Origin of the sequence: Streptococcus suis YS161 (assembly GCF_002760245.1) — a bacterium.
GTDB lineage: Bacteria > Bacillota > Bacilli > Lactobacillales > Streptococcaceae > Streptococcus > Streptococcus suis_I.
Window position 1 is genome coordinate 1 of sequence record NZ_ASCA01000028.1, and the last position, 15,086, is coordinate 15,086.

General features: G+C 40.7%; 14 protein-coding genes and 1 pseudogene. 2 read left to right on the top strand and 13 right to left on the bottom strand.

All coding sequences use genetic code 11. The features are described from left to right. Window positions 1-337: 337 nt before the first annotated feature. The 3 genes and pseudogenes from SST111_RS03965 to SST111_RS03975 form a co-directional block, all read right to left on the bottom strand. A pseudogene (locus tag SST111_RS03965) lies at window positions 338-655 on the bottom strand (DUF3885 domain-containing protein); the annotation flags it as partial. 173 nt (window positions 656-828) lie between these two features. After that, the gene (locus SST111_RS03970) at window positions 829-936 is read right to left on the bottom strand and encodes a putative holin-like toxin (protein WP_079269148.1); all 108 of its coding nucleotides are present in this window, start codon (window positions 934-936) and stop codon (window positions 829-831) included. Between the two features lie 244 nt (window positions 937-1,180). Further along, a complete protein-coding gene (locus SST111_RS03975; RefSeq protein WP_099810101.1) occupies window positions 1,181-1,792 on the bottom strand; it encodes a DUF3885 domain-containing protein in 612 nt (203 codons plus the stop codon). Window positions 1,793-1,905: 113 nt separating this feature from the next. Here SST111_RS03975 and SST111_RS03980 point away from each other — a divergent pair, with 113 nt between their 5' ends. Further along, the gene (locus tag SST111_RS03980) at window positions 1,906-2,787 is read left to right on the top strand and encodes a CPBP family intramembrane glutamic endopeptidase (protein ID WP_099810102.1); all 882 of its coding nucleotides are present in this window, start codon (window positions 1,906-1,908) and stop codon (window positions 2,785-2,787) included. A gap of 98 nt (window positions 2,788-2,885) precedes the next feature. On the opposite strand, the gene SST111_RS03985 is transcribed toward SST111_RS03980, so the two are convergent. The 3 genes from SST111_RS03985 to SST111_RS03995 form a co-directional block, all read right to left on the bottom strand. Further along, window positions 2,886-3,767, bottom strand: coding sequence for a DUF975 family protein (locus tag SST111_RS03985; RefSeq protein ID WP_099810103.1), 882 nt, complete (start codon window positions 3,765-3,767; stop codon window positions 2,886-2,888). A gap of 112 nt (window positions 3,768-3,879) precedes the next feature. Continuing rightward, entirely contained in the window at window positions 3,880-5,268 is a 1,389-nt protein-coding gene (locus SST111_RS03990) for an amino acid permease (protein WP_099810104.1), read from the bottom strand. A 159-nt stretch (window positions 5,269-5,427) separates the two neighbouring features. Beyond that, window positions 5,428-7,089, bottom strand: a complete 1,662-nt coding sequence (locus tag SST111_RS03995; RefSeq protein ID WP_099810105.1) for a hypothetical protein — start codon at window positions 7,087-7,089, stop codon at window positions 5,428-5,430. A 155-nt stretch (window positions 7,090-7,244) separates the two neighbouring features. On the opposite strand from SST111_RS03995, the gene SST111_RS04000 reads away from it, so the two are divergent. Further along, window positions 7,245-8,072: an exodeoxyribonuclease III gene (locus tag SST111_RS04000; protein ID WP_099810106.1), complete on the top strand. Its 828-nt coding sequence runs from the start codon at window positions 7,245-7,247 to the stop codon at window positions 8,070-8,072. Between the two features lie 90 nt (window positions 8,073-8,162). Here SST111_RS04000 and SST111_RS04005 read toward each other — a convergent pair whose 3' ends face one another. From SST111_RS04005 to SST111_RS04035, 7 genes are all read right to left on the bottom strand, one after another. Beyond that, on the bottom strand, window positions 8,163-9,014 hold the full coding sequence (locus SST111_RS04005; protein WP_099810107.1) for a class C sortase: 852 nt from the start codon (window positions 9,012-9,014) through the stop codon (window positions 8,163-8,165). After that, the gene (locus SST111_RS04010; RefSeq protein ID WP_099810108.1) at window positions 9,011-9,868 is read right to left on the bottom strand and encodes a class C sortase; all 858 of its coding nucleotides are present in this window, start codon (window positions 9,866-9,868) and stop codon (window positions 9,011-9,013) included. The genes SST111_RS04005 and SST111_RS04010 overlap by 4 nt, the downstream gene beginning before the upstream one ends. Next, window positions 9,865-10,695 carry a class C sortase gene (locus tag SST111_RS04015; protein WP_099810109.1) on the bottom strand — a complete coding sequence of 277 codons (831 nt, stop codon included), beginning with the start codon at window positions 10,693-10,695 and terminating at the stop codon, window positions 9,865-9,867. Before SST111_RS04015 ends, SST111_RS04010 begins: the two co-directional genes overlap by 4 nt. Window positions 10,696-10,894: 199 nt before the next feature. After that, complete coding sequence (locus tag SST111_RS04020) at window positions 10,895-11,206, bottom strand: hypothetical protein (RefSeq protein ID WP_099810110.1); 312 nt, start codon at window positions 11,204-11,206, stop codon at window positions 10,895-10,897. Further along, entirely contained in the window at window positions 11,203-12,126 is a 924-nt protein-coding gene (locus SST111_RS04025; protein ID WP_099810111.1) for an Rpn family recombination-promoting nuclease/putative transposase, read from the bottom strand. Before SST111_RS04025 ends, SST111_RS04020 begins: the two co-directional genes overlap by 4 nt. A gap of 185 nt (window positions 12,127-12,311) precedes the next feature. Further along, a complete protein-coding gene (locus tag SST111_RS04030; RefSeq protein ID WP_099810112.1) occupies window positions 12,312-13,178 on the bottom strand; it encodes an MSCRAMM family protein in 867 nt (288 codons plus the stop codon). A 24-nt stretch (window positions 13,179-13,202) separates the two neighbouring features. Continuing rightward, window positions 13,203-15,077, bottom strand: coding sequence for a pilin N-terminal domain-containing protein (locus tag SST111_RS04035; protein ID WP_099810113.1), 1,875 nt, complete (start codon window positions 15,075-15,077; stop codon window positions 13,203-13,205). Window positions 15,078-15,086 lie beyond the last annotated feature (9 nt).

Genomic DNA, 15,086 nt, shown 5'->3' on the forward strand with positions numbered 1-15,086 from the left:
CTTTTATTTTTAGTGTAACATAAAAACTAACCCACCACAAAATGTGATAGGTTAGTTAACTTAATGACATTGGGTCAGAACCATCCTCCAATAACTGCTGAATCTTGTCTTCGATTGTAATAATATCAAACTTTGCCATAAGATCTCCTAGCTTTTCCTAACACATTTGTATTAGTACAAAAGGAGCGTTTGATGAAAAAATAACCCACGTTATTATACTAAACACACCATTCAGATTCCTAATCTTATTTTGTGATAGGACTGTTGTTGTTAGGGTTTGACTGAAAGTCAAACCCATGGTATACGTAGTATATCATGGGCATTTTTATATTAGTTTTTAAAAATCCATCCTCCTCACCATCTCCTCCATATCATAACCAGACAGCAGGTCCTGGCAATCCGTAAAGAGCTGACGACGCTTGTCATCATCCACCACAGCAATATCCACTCCTCTATCATCATAGCAATGATAAATGACTTTTTCCTTACTGGATAGGAAGAATACAGAAGATGAAAGGTAGTTAAATCCACCATGATCAGCCTTGATAATCTCCCACAAGAGATCTTTCAAATCCTGGCCAGCAATAGGGAAAAGATAGCGTTCAAAGACCAGCACTTCTCCCGTCCAATATTCCGTTTCTATTAAATTAGGTTCTGTCAAGCTTTTTTGGATGATTTATATAAAAAATTGTCAAACGATTTTAAATTGTGGTATAATAAGTATGAAGAAAGGATTGAGCGCCAACTCAATCCCAGTAGAACCGCTTTAAAGACGGTGACTCATTTTAACTATTTAGAAATAGCCGTTACTAACCAAAGTATTGACGGCTATTTCTTTTGGTCATCATCTTTGAAGATTTTATAGCACAACCCTATCAAGGCAATGGTAAAACCACCAAAACTCAATAAAGTTTGTACCACTTCAAATGCTGTCAAAAGATTGTTACCCCCTTTCCGTCAGATTTTGATGAGTTGCACATAGGCATCTCCCTCCTCTCACTTAGAAAGTAACCACCGTCTTTCTCCTACATCCATTCATGGATACAAGAGCACTTCTCTACTATTCTAGTATACCATATTTTCCACAGATCTTACTGTGGATTTTTTTGAACCTGTATTCACTTATACTTATAAAGTAATTTTCTATAAGAGATTGTATACCATCTTTAGACAAGGATTTCTAGCTCTCCATCCTCCTCTCCATCTCCTCCATATCATAGTCAAAAAGCAGGTCCTGGCAATCCGTAAAGAGCTGACGACGCTTGTCGTCATCCACCACAGCGACGTCCACTCCCCTATCATCGTAGCAATGATAGATGATATTGTCCTGACTAGACAGGAAGAGGACGGAGCTGGATAGGTAGTTGAAACCACCGTGATCAGCCTTGATAATCTCCCACAAGAGAGCTTTCAAATCCTGGTCAGCAATAGGGAAAAGATAGCGCTCAAAGACCAGCACATCCCCCGTCCAATCCTTCACTTCTATCAGCTCAGGCTCAGGACACTTGTCAAAGTTAAATTTCGATGTAAAATGCCAGAGGTAAGTGTCGATGTCCCTATCTTCCTGACGAAGTAGCGAGAGAATCACATAGTCGTATGCTGAACTAGCCCGCTCCAAAAGCTCAACCGCACGCGCATAAGCTCGGTTCAAATACACTTTTCTGGGAAGCGTTTCAGCCTCCTCTGCAGGCCCAATTTCAAAGCGAAGAGCCAGAGGCGTTCCATAGAAAAATGGACCTACCAATTGGTGTTCTCCAAATTGAAAATCTCTTAGCCAATCCATTAGTTTCATAGATATTCTCCTTTTATACTTTTGTATCATTATATCACGCTTATCAAAATTCTGTCTAGTTTTCCATAGGAAAATATGATAGACTGGTACTAAACACAAACAAGGAGAAAAATATGAAAACAGCATTCATTTCAGAAAAAGCCAAATCACGCTTTAATCTCAATTTTATCCTATCGCCTATCACAGCACTGGTCTTGATGGCAGTAGCTGAAACAGTCGGCTACTTTGCCTTTATGCCCTTATTTTTCATTTTCATAGATAATGCCTTTGTGACACTCAGTCTTGAATTATTGGCCTTTTCCTTCATCAGTCTTGCCATCATACTCTGGGCAAGATTTGTAGAAAAAAGTCCTTGGCTTGGGCTTGGAATACGAAAAAAAGGAGCTTTGAAAGACTTCTTACTTGGTTGGGGGATAGGTGCTGCTATGTTAACCACCTGTGTCTTGCTTATGTGGGGATTTGGGGCTATTCAAGTGACTAGTTTTCAATTCTCAGCGAATTTAGTAGGAGAATTTCTTATCCTCGTACTTGCTTGGTCCATTCAAGGCACAACAGAGGAATTATTGACTAGAGGCTGGATGTTTTCATCCCTAGCTGCCAAGCACAATATCCCTGTCGGTATCCTTGTTTCCTCCCTCTTTTTTTCCTTTCTCCATCTTGGTAACGACGGGATTTCCCTCATTCCCCTTCTCGACCTAACGCTCTTTGCCATTTTAGCCTGCTTAGTCATGTTAAAAACCGGTAATCTTTGGGTAATAGGTGGTCTACATGCTGCCTGGAATTGTTTCCAAGGAAATGTCTTTGCCTTTCCAGTGAGTGGGACACAAGCTGGTCAAGCCTTTATCGCAGTAGAAACCTCTGGCCCAGACTGGTTGTCAGGTGGTGCATTTGGTGTGGAAGGCTCAGTTATCAGCCTCCTTATCCAAGCTGGTATGATTACTTGGTTGGTATACGAACTCTATTTCACATCACCATCAAAACAACTTGAACTTTAGCAATGATGATAAAAAATACAGACAGAATCTTGCTGATTGCTAAATCCAGCAGAAACTGTCTGTATTTTTATTTCAATGTAACTGTATAAAATCTATGCTTATCCTAGTTCCGAAGACCAAATGGAATCTACCCTCGAAAGTAACAAAGGATTTTTGGCAATTAAATCCTCATAAAACAGGGCTTGACAGGTCCAATAATAAGGATAAACATACAAGGCCAACAAACCAAAAGTCAGTAAAATACCGATGAACCAACCAATAAATGACAAGTCAAGCATGAATCGACGCCACTTATTGCCTTTCATCAATTGCCAGCTTTGTTTGAATAATTTAAACGGAGAAGAATAAATATTATTTTCCAAATGATCATAAAGAAGAAATTGAACCTGACTGAGACCATAATCTACTAATAGACCACAAACCAAGCCAATCACGACTAAGATTACTCCTATTTGAAAATAGGAGGAGCTAAAAAATCCTGAGAAATCAGGCTGATAGCCAACCGGAGCCCCAACAATGAAAACTGTACTGAAAAATGAAATACTAAGTAAAGCCATCCCAATGACAGCTGGGAAACCAGCTATATAAATAACGAGCATTTTCAAAAAGGTCGTGACCAGAATAGGTAAAAAATTCTTCCCATCCAGTAGACTAAAACACTCTGAAAAGCTGACCTTGTCTCGCTGCTTTCTTACGACTCTTATGAGTTGAAAACACGCCGTCACAATCAAACATTGTGCAATAAAATCAAAGATGATTGACGGGTCAAGCGATATATAATTGTGACTCCATGTTACCCCATCTTTTACAATGGTACTTCCCCAAAAGACGATACCCGTTCGTCCCCAGATTTGTTTCAAGCCATAGTTAAGCATGCCTGACAGAAATGAAATCAAGACGGGAGCCATAAATAAGGCTAACATTCCCTCTGTATTCTCCCGAATAAGAGTAGCCCTTGCACGAATATCACTATTAGTCATAAGAAAACTCCTTTCTCTTTTGTTACATATATTATACTACTTTATTTAAAAATGCATCACAAATATATAAAATTGTACAAAAAAATCCCTTCAAATTACGAAGGGAGGCAACCTATTTCACTTCCGAATGACGATAGCCATAACAGAAGTAAATCAAAATTCCAATAACCAAGGATACTCCGAATGCTAACCAAGTATCTAAACTATACTGGAACATAAATGAAAGACAAATGATAATCGAGAGGATAGGTAACAAGGGAACAAGAGGTGTTTTAAATTGTCCATCTTTTGGCAAACTTTCGACCTGACGCAGACGAATAATACCCAACGCCAGCATGATCAAATAAGCTAAGGTACAGATATTGAGGAAGGAAGCAATACTTGCTAGTGGGAAAATACCTGCACAAATGGCTGCAAAAATCCCCACAAGAATGGTCGCATTTTTAGGAACCTTGCTTGTTTGTGTCAATCGGCTCAATGATTTCGGTAGCAAACCATCACGACTGATGGAATAGACCATTCTCGATAAGGCGTAGGTCATCGAAATACATACTGTAATCAATGTTAGGATTGCTACAATAGAAATATAACTCGCTGCCCAATCCAATCCAACTTCTCGAAGCGCAAAGGCTACCGCATCTGCCACATTCAACTTAGTATAGTGAACCATACCAGTCAATACTAATGTCACTACAATATAAAGAATTGTTACAATGGATAGAGACAACACGATTCCCTTTGGTACATTCTTCTCAGGTTTTTTCACCTCATCAATTGCTAATGAAATAGACTCAAATCCCAGGAAGGCAAAGAACATGAGGGACGCTCCTGCCATAATTCCCGCCTGTCCACCATAAATGGCACCAAAACCAAAAGGAGAGAAGTTCGACCAGTTTTCTGGTTTGATAAAGAATAACCCTACTAAAATAAATAAAGCCAACGCTGAAAATTTCAAAACTACCAAGGCTGAATTGAAACGAAGAGCTGCCTTAGAATTAAGCAAGACCACTCCTACCACAAAAATCAAGACGAGAACTGGTAAGAGGTCTACATAGGTACCTGCAGTGGGGTTAAAAGTTCCATTCAGAGCTGTCGGCATAGCGATACCAAAATTAGCCAGGAGTCCTTTCAAATAAGCTCCCCAACCAGATGCAACACTCGATACAGCAGTCAAGAATTCCATGATTGTCAGCCAGCCAGCAATCCAGGCAGGAAATTCACCAAAAACCGAGTAGAGATAACCATAGGCACCACCGTTAGTCGGTATACGAGAGGCAAATTCTGCGTAAAATAAGGCTGTTAGTCCGACTGAAATTGCTGCAATAACAATTGAGATGATCAGAGCTGGCCCTGCATACTGGGCTGCTGCCAAACCAGTTACCGTAAAGATACCTGTTCCAACCATCGAACCGATACCTAAAAATATCAAATCAACTAAGCCTAAATGCCGACGCATTTGACTATGGCGACCGACTGCTTGTTTTTTTCTAAATAAACTCACAAAATACTCCTTCAGAATAAGAATATGGATACTCGACAGAACAATCTACGGATTCCTGTAAAAGAACCATAACGCCCTATTATACCATAAGTTGAAATATCTCGCATGGGTGATGACAAGCAAAAGAGCAAGGCTTTTCTACCTCACTCTTTCTTATGATTATTCTGGATTAACCTTAAAGTTTTTAAGATAATTTTTCTTATCTAACTGACCGCTAAAGTGATCTCCTACTTTGATAAACGGTAATCGATCTGTACTATCTTCCGTTGCTTTGACTTTATAAATCTTGCCCTCAGACTCAATATAGTAGATTGTCGCACCGCCAATTATTTGACTCGCTAAAGCTTCTACTTTTCCACTGATAACCTCAGTCTGTTCACCAACTTCTCCATTTTCAGTCACCGTCAATCCTGAAAGGCTAGAAGCATCCGTTCCTGTGACTTGAGAAATTAAGAGCGCAATATCGTTGTTAACAGTAACCTGTTGATAATCTTCGGCATCAACAAGAGCGTATGATTTAACCAAGCCGGCATCATCTTTCAAGGATACTAAATAGTAGGCTGTATCTGCCAACTTAACCAGGCTTGGAGCAGTGGCTTTATAGCCTTTTTCCTGCACTTCACCTTCTGCGGACTCTTGCGCTGCTGTTTCAGTCGCCGAAGCCAATTTGTAGTTGGTAATTTCACGAGTTCTCATATTGACAAGAATAAATCCAAGGTTGGATGAATCAGCAGTTGCTGAGGTGATACCTGTGTAGAGATAAATATCTGAGCCGATAGAAATATAATTATAGCTGTCTGTTGTATTTTTCACACCAGTTTGACTGAAAATGGTATTCCAGAAACCATTTTGATAAGTATAGTGGTCATCTACACGGCTGATAACATTGTTTGCCGAATAAACACGGTCTACCCACTCTGGAATATCTTCCAGACCATACTTCTTACTTTCCCCTGTTACTGCATCCAATACAATAGCACCAATCGGATCATTTGATGAAAGTCCAAATTTTGGCTCGTAAATCGTTGCAATATAATATGGATTTCCTTGGTCATCCACTTCGAAGGATGGTTTCCCAAAAATAGTTGTCGGGTATTGCAGGCGAAGATGACGTAGGGTGTCATTGAACAAATACTCGGAATCTGAGTAATGCATGGACTTGCTCAGCTTGGCAAGCTCTGCTTTCCCTGTCGTCTGATTGACCTTAACATAGTAACCAATCCCATCTTGATGGTTGCTCAGCCATTTCCAAAAATTCTTATATTCCAAAGGCGATACACGGAACGGTTGCTGACCGATAGTAATCTGGCGATAATCATCCGAAATACCAAACTGGGAGACCTTGTCAATGGTACCTAGATAAGTATCACCGATTTTTTCGGCTGAGGCGCGATCTAGGAGGGCCAATTTGGATATGTCTGTTTCAGGAAAATCTGCTTTAAAATCCGCATCCTTGACGCTTATGACAGCAGCGTAATCCTTAGCACGAAATACACGTGAGTTGATAAGCCCCAGCCCCAACAAACCCAGGACAACCAATACCCAAATTCGTCCCAACCATTTTAAGTAAGCTGGCAGTTGCGAGGTTTTAATCTGATAGGTATCTACTTGTCTCTGGCGACCGGAAATCTTAGTCACCTTTTGAAAAGCACCTTTGGAGCTGAACATGGAAAGTATGAGCCAAACCAATCCGACAGATTGAAGGAAAAATATCCAGAAGTCCACACTCAAAATATTTAAAGCAGGCAACTGGTACCAGTAGTAGATTAGCATTTCCAAAACTAGGGCTAACCAGGCAAAAACAAATAATTTTCTTTTCATAATAACCTCCTTGACACAGATTTATTAGTTCTATTGTATCACAATTTTAATGTTATAATACAAGAATTATAAAATTTTTTTCAAGTTTCCATATTCGCCTGCAACTTTTATTTTTGGTATAATGTAAAACAGTAACAGACTAGAAAAGGAAAATTATGAAACTCATTTCTTGGAACATTGATTCTCTTAACGCTGCATTGACTGCAGAATCTCCTCGCGCCCTATTATCACGCGCAGTCATCGATACACTTGTGACAGAAGACGCTGATATTATCGCCATTCAGGAGACAAAATTGTCAGATAAGGGACCGACTAAAAAGCATCTAGAAATTTTGAAAAGCTACTTCCCTGGATATGTCAATACCTGGCGTTCATCTGTAGAACCAGCTCGCAAAGGCTATGCTGGTACACTCTTCCTCTACAAAAACCATCTAACTCCAACCATAACCTTCCCTGAGATTGGTGCTCCAACAACCATGGATTCTGAAGGGCGTATCATCACGCTAGAATTTGATGACTTCTATGTCACACAAGTTTATACGCCAAATGCTGGTGATGGCTTGAAACGGCTTGCTGACCGCCAAATCTGGGACGTCCAGTATGCCAAATACCTATCACAGCTTGACAGCCAAAAGCCTGTCTTAGCCACAGGTGACTACAACGTTGCTCACAAGGAAATCGACCTGGCCAACCCAGCCAGCAACCGCCAGTCACCAGGATTTACAGATGAAGAACGTGAAGGTTTTACAAATCTACTTGCTAGAGGTTTTACAGATACCTTCCGCCACTTACACGGGGATGTCCTCAACGCTTATACTTGGTGGGCACAACGCAGCCGTACCAGTAAAATCAACAACACAGGCTGGAGAATTGATTACTGGCTTGTCAGCGACCGCATCGCCGACAAAGTAAGTAAGTCAGATATGATTGACTCAGGTGCTCGTCAGGACCATACACCAATTGTGATGGAGATTGAGCTATAAATAATACAGTTCGCCAAAAAAAGACTTAGAACAGCCATCAGAAACGGTGGTTCTCTAAGTCTTTTTTCTTTTATTCCTGTTACACTCTACCTATCGTACTTTAGTAACTCGACATACTCTCACAAGCTTGCCCAACTTGTAGGCAAGATAGACAAACAAGAACCAGCCAAAAAGGGTCAGATAGGCGATGAAGCTTACACCTTTCTTGCGATAAGATTCCAGCACTACTTGACTAGACTGTCTTTTTTCTTCTGAAGCTGATACTGCCTGCTCGCTACTATCATGATGGCGATAGGCATTGACCAAAAGACGATAATCAAAGGGAGGAACCAGTGGATCACAGGTCAACAGGGTCAGGACATCCTGTTTTTCAATCGGAAGCAATTTTTGCCAATCGGTTGCCTTGATGATTTCTGTATTTTTGACCCGATAGGTGACTACTTTTTCACCAATTTCAACAAAAATCTCATCGCCCTCACGCATTTCATTTAATCGGAAAAAACGCAAATCACTATACCAACTTCTGTGGCCAGCCAGCACACTACGACGATCCAGACCTCCGAAAGGCAAGTCCGTTCCTGACACCACCGCTACCCCCTGATCAAGATGGGAATCACTTGCTCCCACCCGAATAGGTTGGCGGATTTCAAGACTAGGAATACTTACATAGCCGATGATGGTATCTCCAAAATCAGATACGGACTGCTCATCTTTCCTAGTCTCAGCAAAGGGATCAACCGTTGCCAGTTGACCACTCCGCACTACTTCCTGATAGTGTTCGATGATCTCTTCCTCTTTCTTTGAAAAGCCTGACTCCGACTTTTTATAACTCTGGTAGGCAAAAAATTCCCTCACCTCATGAACCGTCATATTGCTGAACAATAATAAGGGCAACAATAATCCCACTATCATCAATAGATAGCCAACAATTTTCAACTTCATGACCGTCTCCTCCTAGTCGCTTTTCTTCTTCGGAATAGGAGGTAGCCTGCCAATAAGAGAATAAGGAGAAGAGCAGCTACCAGATAGGATAAAAGCATCCTATCGACAAAGAAACCTGGTTCTTCTTCCTCATGCACCTCTGGAACATAGGGAATCCGATGCCCCCTGACCAACAAGCGATGGCTATTGACCATATAAGGAGTACAGGTCAAAAGAGTAGCGTAATCCTTTTCTTCTACTACCAACACAGGCTCAAAATCACTAGGTTCAACAACTAAAATCTGATCTACTTCATAGGCCAAAATCTCAGCAATATTATGAATATAAAATCGATCGCCCAGCTTGAGTTGATCCAAATTGGTAAAGAGAGAGGCCTTTGGAAGACCACGGTGGGCAGTCAAGACCGTATGGCTATTGGCACCACCAACAGGCAAGGAAGAACCTTCCAAGTGACCAACTCCCTTTTGTAAGACTTCCTCTGATGTTCCTGCATAGACAGGAATTTTTTCATCTAGTTTCGGAATCTCGACATAGCCAATTTTCTCCTTGACCTCCAACATCCGAGCATACTCTGCTAGACCAGCCTTTTCCTCCTCTGAATAGGGATCTTGTAATTTTCTTGGATTTAAAGTTTTATTGTAGGCCCTAGCCAATTCGAGACGATTTAACACCTCTTGAGTCGGCAGGTCTTTGGCTAGTTGATAAAACTCCTGCACTTCCTGATCTGCCTCGTAGCGATAGTATAGATGAGAACATAAAGGATAGAGCGTTATGAGCAGTCCCAACACAAAAATCAAACGCAGGACCAACTTCTTTTGAAGAAAGCGATTAGATCCCAGCAGGTTCTTCATCATTTCTTCCTCCTCTTCCTTTTAGTCAAGACAAAAATCAAACCAATGGCAACAAGCATGCCTAAAGCATATAAAAGATAGCGTATCAAAATCCGTTTTTCTGCCTGATCCGTTGCCTTGCGATGTTCTTCTTCCACATAAGGAATGCGATGTCCTCGCACCAAAAGTCGATGTGTATTCACCATATAAGGCGTACAAGTCAATAAGGTTACATAATCTTGGTTTGGAACGACCAATAATTGAGAAAAATCACTCGGCTCAACTACCAAGATTTGATCCACTTCATAAGCCAATACGTCTCCGATATTGTGAATATAAAATTTATCTCCTAGCTTTGCACGATGCAAATCGGTAAACAAGCGTGCCTTGGGAAGACCAGAATGAGCCGTCAATACACTATGGGTATCCTGACCGCCAACAGGTAGGGAAGTCCCCTCTAAATGCCCAATCCCTTTCTGCAAGACCTCCTCTGACGTCCCAGCATACATGGGAATATCCACTTCAATCTTAGGAATCTCGACATGCCCTATCCGCTCATTGATTTCCAACATCCGTGCATACTCCGCTCGACCGGCCTCGTGACGAGAACGACTATAGGGATCTTCCGCAAGAACGTTGTGTAAACTTTCGTTAAAGGCATGAGCCAAATCCAAACGTTGCTTGATTTCAGCTGAGGCTAAGCCTGACTTGGCTTGGTCAAAATCCGTTACAATGTGCGTCGCCTCATAACGATAGTAGAAATTTGAAATATGGGGATAGAGTAAAATTCCAAATCCGATTATAAAAATCAAGTAGAAAAAGAGATTATTCTTCTTTTTCCCTTTTCTCATTCAACATCACCTCCATGTGCTACAACGTGATGCATTGATGAAGAATTGTCACGCACTAAATCATTCCAAGCTAACAAAAACTGCAACTAAAATAACGCAATTCCTGATTCCTATCGTTTGAAACAGCACGGATGTCCATAGAAAATTCTTTAATTCGTCCGTCTCACTCAGTTGCTCTTTGGATGCTCAACATTCAATTCTAAAAATCAGCTTTTGTCACATCCAATCCTCCGGTCTTCAAACCATCCAAATCTTCCTGACTTAGTCCTGTCAGTTCCTTTATCAGCTCATCCGTGAAATTCTTCACCAACATCTGACGAGCAACCTTGAGCTGACCATCCAGCATACCTTCTGCTCGACCTTTTTGAATGCCTTTTTGAATACCCTTTTGAATACCTTTTTGAAGTCCTTGAGCCATCCCCTCTTCCTGACCACACTTTCTACCTAGTATGAAAGAAGTCTCCAATTCACCAAAATGATTGGCGGCACTATAGGCAAGTTGATCAATCATTTATGTTCACCTTTCAAACCATCCAAGTCTTCCTGGCTTAGTCCCGTCAGTTCCTTTATCAGCTCATCCGCAAAATGCTTTGCTAACATCTGCCGAGCAATCTTGAGCTGACCATCCAGCATACCTTCTGCTCGACCTTTTTGAATACCCTTTTGAATACCTTTTTGAAGTCCTTGAGCCATCCCCTCTTCCTGACCACGCTTTCTACCTAGTATGAAAGAAGTCTCCAATTCACCAAAATGATTGGCGGCACTATAGGCTAGTTGATCAATCATCTTCCTTTCCTCCTCTGTCCATGTATTTCTATCCAGCAGGTGTTCGGCCCTGCTGATAGCGTCTGTTTGTTGCTGGCTAAATTCACGATTGGCAAAAAATTCCATCCACAAGCGTTGGTTCGTAGCCAATTTTCCCTCACTCAGCTTGTTCAATTCAATAATAACCATTTCAAATGGTTTCTTCATCTCCCCTTGCTCTCCAAACGGAATTTCCAAAACCTGTCCATTTTCCTCAGCCGTCAAGACAAAGGAATGAATGGGGTGCTTGTCATCAAAATACTGGCTGGCAACCAAGGCGATGGAATAAATAGGCGAAATCTTATCATACATATCATGCGTTCGTTTGACCTTGTCCCTGACATTTGGCAAGTCCTTGACCAAATGCTGACAGGAATAGGTCCAGAGCCGTTTGATAAAGCTGTGCTGATGAACCACCTGAATTTCTATGATAACCTGAGTCCCATCATCCAGCCTGGCTAGAATGTCCACAGTTGTACTAAAGTAACCTTCCCGTTCTTTCTTCAAATCGGCAAGGGTGCCGTTCAAAATCTGGACGGACTTGGGACGAAAGCCTAAAAACGTTTCAATAAAATCAATGGTAATCTCATGGTCACTGAAAATCTTCTTGGCTGCGATATCAGCCATAGGGCTGATGCTATGTCGAAATCTTGTCAATGGTCTTCCTCCGATAAATAGAATTGAGAATCGTCTCTATCTATTTATTCGAAGTTCCTAGTAATATTATAGCATTTGAGAACGATTTTTTCCAGAAAAATACACCTACTGACAAATGGGTCAGGTAGGTGTATCTATCAAAACATAATGATGGGTTAGTTGTTTTTCTCACCCTTCGTATAGGCGACCAAACGATAGCCCAGCAAGAAGAGGATAATGCCTAACGATAAAACCGCTATGACCACCGCATTTCCTGTATAGGGAATGTCGATACCGGGCGGTGTGATGGGTTTGTTCTTGATTTTTACAATCTCAGAGACATGGGAATCCGCAGTGATGGAAAAAGGGATGGTATCTTGAGCGAGAAGATAGCCTGTTGGGGCTTTGACTTCTTTGAGATAATAGGTACCATAAGGGAGCGGTCCTACTACGAAACGACCGTCAGGACCTGAAGTAACATGATAGGAAATGCCGTCAACTACCACTTCTTTCAACTCCCTATGCACCTCTTCCAACACAACAAACTCGGCACCCGATAGAGGGGCGGTGCTAGTGGAGACCTTTAGAAAGGTTTTACTTCCCGTTTCCTTACTGGGTCTTCTGACCTTGGCTTCAATCTTTATCGCACTGCCATCTACCTTCATTAGGAAAGGAACAACTTCCAGAGCCACAGGTGTCCCCACTTGTCGAACATAGTACCAGCCCTTAGCCAATCCTCGAAAGGTGGCTTGACCTTCCTGTGTAATGGTCTGAGAGGCAATGGGGTCTCCGTAGGCTTGATTCAACTCCGAACGGCTTTTTTGATACAAGGTATCTGCCAACTGTTCAGAAGAGACAGGCTCTTCTGGAGCGATAAACCAAGCCTCCAAACCCGTTGACACTTGACTGGTATCCACTCCTTGAGGGAGAGGAATATGAACCTGAACTTCAAAGGTATCCTCTGCTTGAACCAAAAGAGAGGGCAGAGACAACGAACAGACCAGTGCAAGCATACAACAGACTAGCTGTTTAATAATCCTCATCTTACCCTCCTTTTCTTCATTTGGTTAAGCATCTTCTGCTTGACGTTTCTTCATAGCCACATAAGCAAATACCATCGCACTCAAACCTACAACTGTGAAGACAAGTGTACCAATACCACCAGTTTGTGGGATGGTAACTTTCTTGTTACGGATTTGAAGGAAGTTAGTTTCGCTGACTTCCTCTGAATCTCCCCAACTTGTAGGACTAACTTCAAATTCTACTGCATTACTTAACAAAGCATAGCCATTCGGTGCTTTAATTTCTTCTAAGTAATATCTTCCAGCTTTCAAACCTTTGACTTCGAATTGTCCGTTTTCTTTTGATTCAAATTGAGTTGCAGTTTCTTTCGAATCGACCCAAACAGCTGTCACATCTTTAGCCGTAGAATCTAAAACCAAGTATTTATTTTCTGTGTTTTTAACAACAAATTTTGCACCTTGAAGTTTTTCAGATTGTTGCAAATCAGCATCATTTGTTTTCACAAAACGCTTGCCATAAGTAATTACTTTAGGTTCTTCTGGGACAACAGGTGGTGGGTTATCTGATGGATTGTTGGTCACAGAAAGAATATGTTTCTTATCATCACCTTGTTCAACAGTGTAAGATGGAATATGACCATCAACAGGTTGTTCGACTACAATGTACTCGGTTCCTTGTTTAAGACCTTCTGAATATTCTTTCGATTGTTCATCAGCAGTCATTTTAAACTCGCCAACTTTTGTACCAGTTTCTTTTTCATATACAAAGAATGTAATTTCTTTTTTGTTCTTACTTGTCGACCAGTTTTTGTTTACTCTAATTTTGTTATCACCATTTGGTGTAACTGGTTTTGGTTTTTCGTCATTAAAGTTACGAGGTCTATTACCAAAATGGAAGGTTACCTTGTTAGGGATTTGTGTATTAATTTGTGCGGAAGTATTCAATACACCATTGTAGGTAAGAGTGAAATTAACATCTTTTGTCTTTGCAGCTTCTTCAATCAAGTTCAAACCTTCTTGGTTGACTTTAAGAACAAAACCACGAATGTCTTTTTCAACTGAATAATGTCCATCATTAAAACCTGGAACTTCTTTCGATACAATTTGTACTCCAGTAGTTACATCAAAATCCAATCCATTGACCATCAAGTCATCCCAAATAAGTGTTCTATAGGTAGAACCCTTTGGAATTCTTGTTGTGATTTTGTATGGAATTTTTGTACCTACATCATATTCTTTCACTCCAGTATTTCCATCACCAAATGTCTTTTTCACATCTGGCTTATCTTCTGTATTTTTTGGATAAACGTGGAGCTTTGTTTGCAAGTCAAAATATCCTTGACCATCTGGTTTGGTTACTGGCAATTCAAGTTTAAATGGAACAGCTTTAGCTTGAGTCAATTCTTTACTTGCATCTTTTGGAGTGGTTACTCCATCTTTATTGTAATACGGAGATTTTTCCTTATCTTCCACAAAGATATGAACGCCATTTTCTAATTCAAAAGTTGCCCCTTGACTATCAGCTAATGTTACCACTCCATCTGGATAGCTTTGGTTTAATTTATAATTATTATTATCTTCAGCAATTCCAAGTTCGATACCAGTTTTAGTCACACCATCTTGGGCATTATCAACTTTTGTCCAAACTTTGAAATTTACACCTTCAATTTCTTTTGAACCATTACCAAAATAGTTATCAAAATTTTGTATCTGATTACCAACATATTTTTCTATTGTTTGTTTTTGAGCATGATCAAAACTTTCTAGTTGCTCTGGTGTCATCAAAACTTTATGAACAACAACAGCTGTTTTATGCGGTTGCGTATCATTCGCATGTACTAAATGCCGAATATTTCCCAATGGACCGAAAATCGTTAGAAGAACGGTCAAGAGGGAGAATAGTTTTGTTACTTTCTTCATTATTTTCTC

Bases quoted from the DNA above. Each gene is read 5' to 3' on its own strand.
- SST111_RS03975 (WP_099810101.1), bottom strand. From the start codon at position 1,792: ATGAAACTAATGGATTGGCTAAGAGATTTTCAATTTGGAGAACACCAA.
- SST111_RS03980 (WP_099810102.1), top strand. From the start codon at position 1,906: ATGAAAACAGCATTCATTTCAGAAAAAGCCAAATCACGCTTTAATCTC.
- SST111_RS03985 (WP_099810103.1), bottom strand. From the start codon at position 3,767: ATGACTAATAGTGATATTCGTGCAAGGGCTACTCTTATTCGGGAGAAT.
- SST111_RS03995 (WP_099810105.1), bottom strand. From the start codon at position 7,089: ATGAAAAGAAAATTATTTGTTTTTGCCTGGTTAGCCCTAGTTTTGGAA.
- SST111_RS04000 (WP_099810106.1), top strand. From the start codon at position 7,245: ATGAAACTCATTTCTTGGAACATTGATTCTCTTAACGCTGCATTGACT.
- SST111_RS04005 (WP_099810107.1), bottom strand. From the start codon at position 9,014: ATGAAGTTGAAAATTGTTGGCTATCTATTGATGATAGTGGGATTATTG.
- SST111_RS04010 (WP_099810108.1), bottom strand. From the start codon at position 9,868: ATGATGAAGAACCTGCTGGGATCTAATCGCTTTCTTCAAAAGAAGTTG.
- SST111_RS04015 (WP_099810109.1), bottom strand. From the start codon at position 10,695: ATGAGAAAAGGGAAAAAGAAGAATAATCTCTTTTTCTACTTGATTTTT.
- SST111_RS04020 (WP_099810110.1), bottom strand. From the start codon at position 11,206: ATGATTGATCAACTTGCCTATAGTGCCGCCAATCATTTTGGTGAATTG.
- SST111_RS04025 (WP_099810111.1), bottom strand. From the start codon at position 12,126: ATGGCTGATATCGCAGCCAAGAAGATTTTCAGTGACCATGAGATTACC.
- SST111_RS04030 (WP_099810112.1), bottom strand. From the start codon at position 13,178: ATGAGGATTATTAAACAGCTAGTCTGTTGTATGCTTGCACTGGTCTGT.
- SST111_RS04035 (WP_099810113.1), bottom strand. From the start codon at position 15,077: ATGAAGAAAGTAACAAAACTATTCTCCCTCTTGACCGTTCTTCTAACG.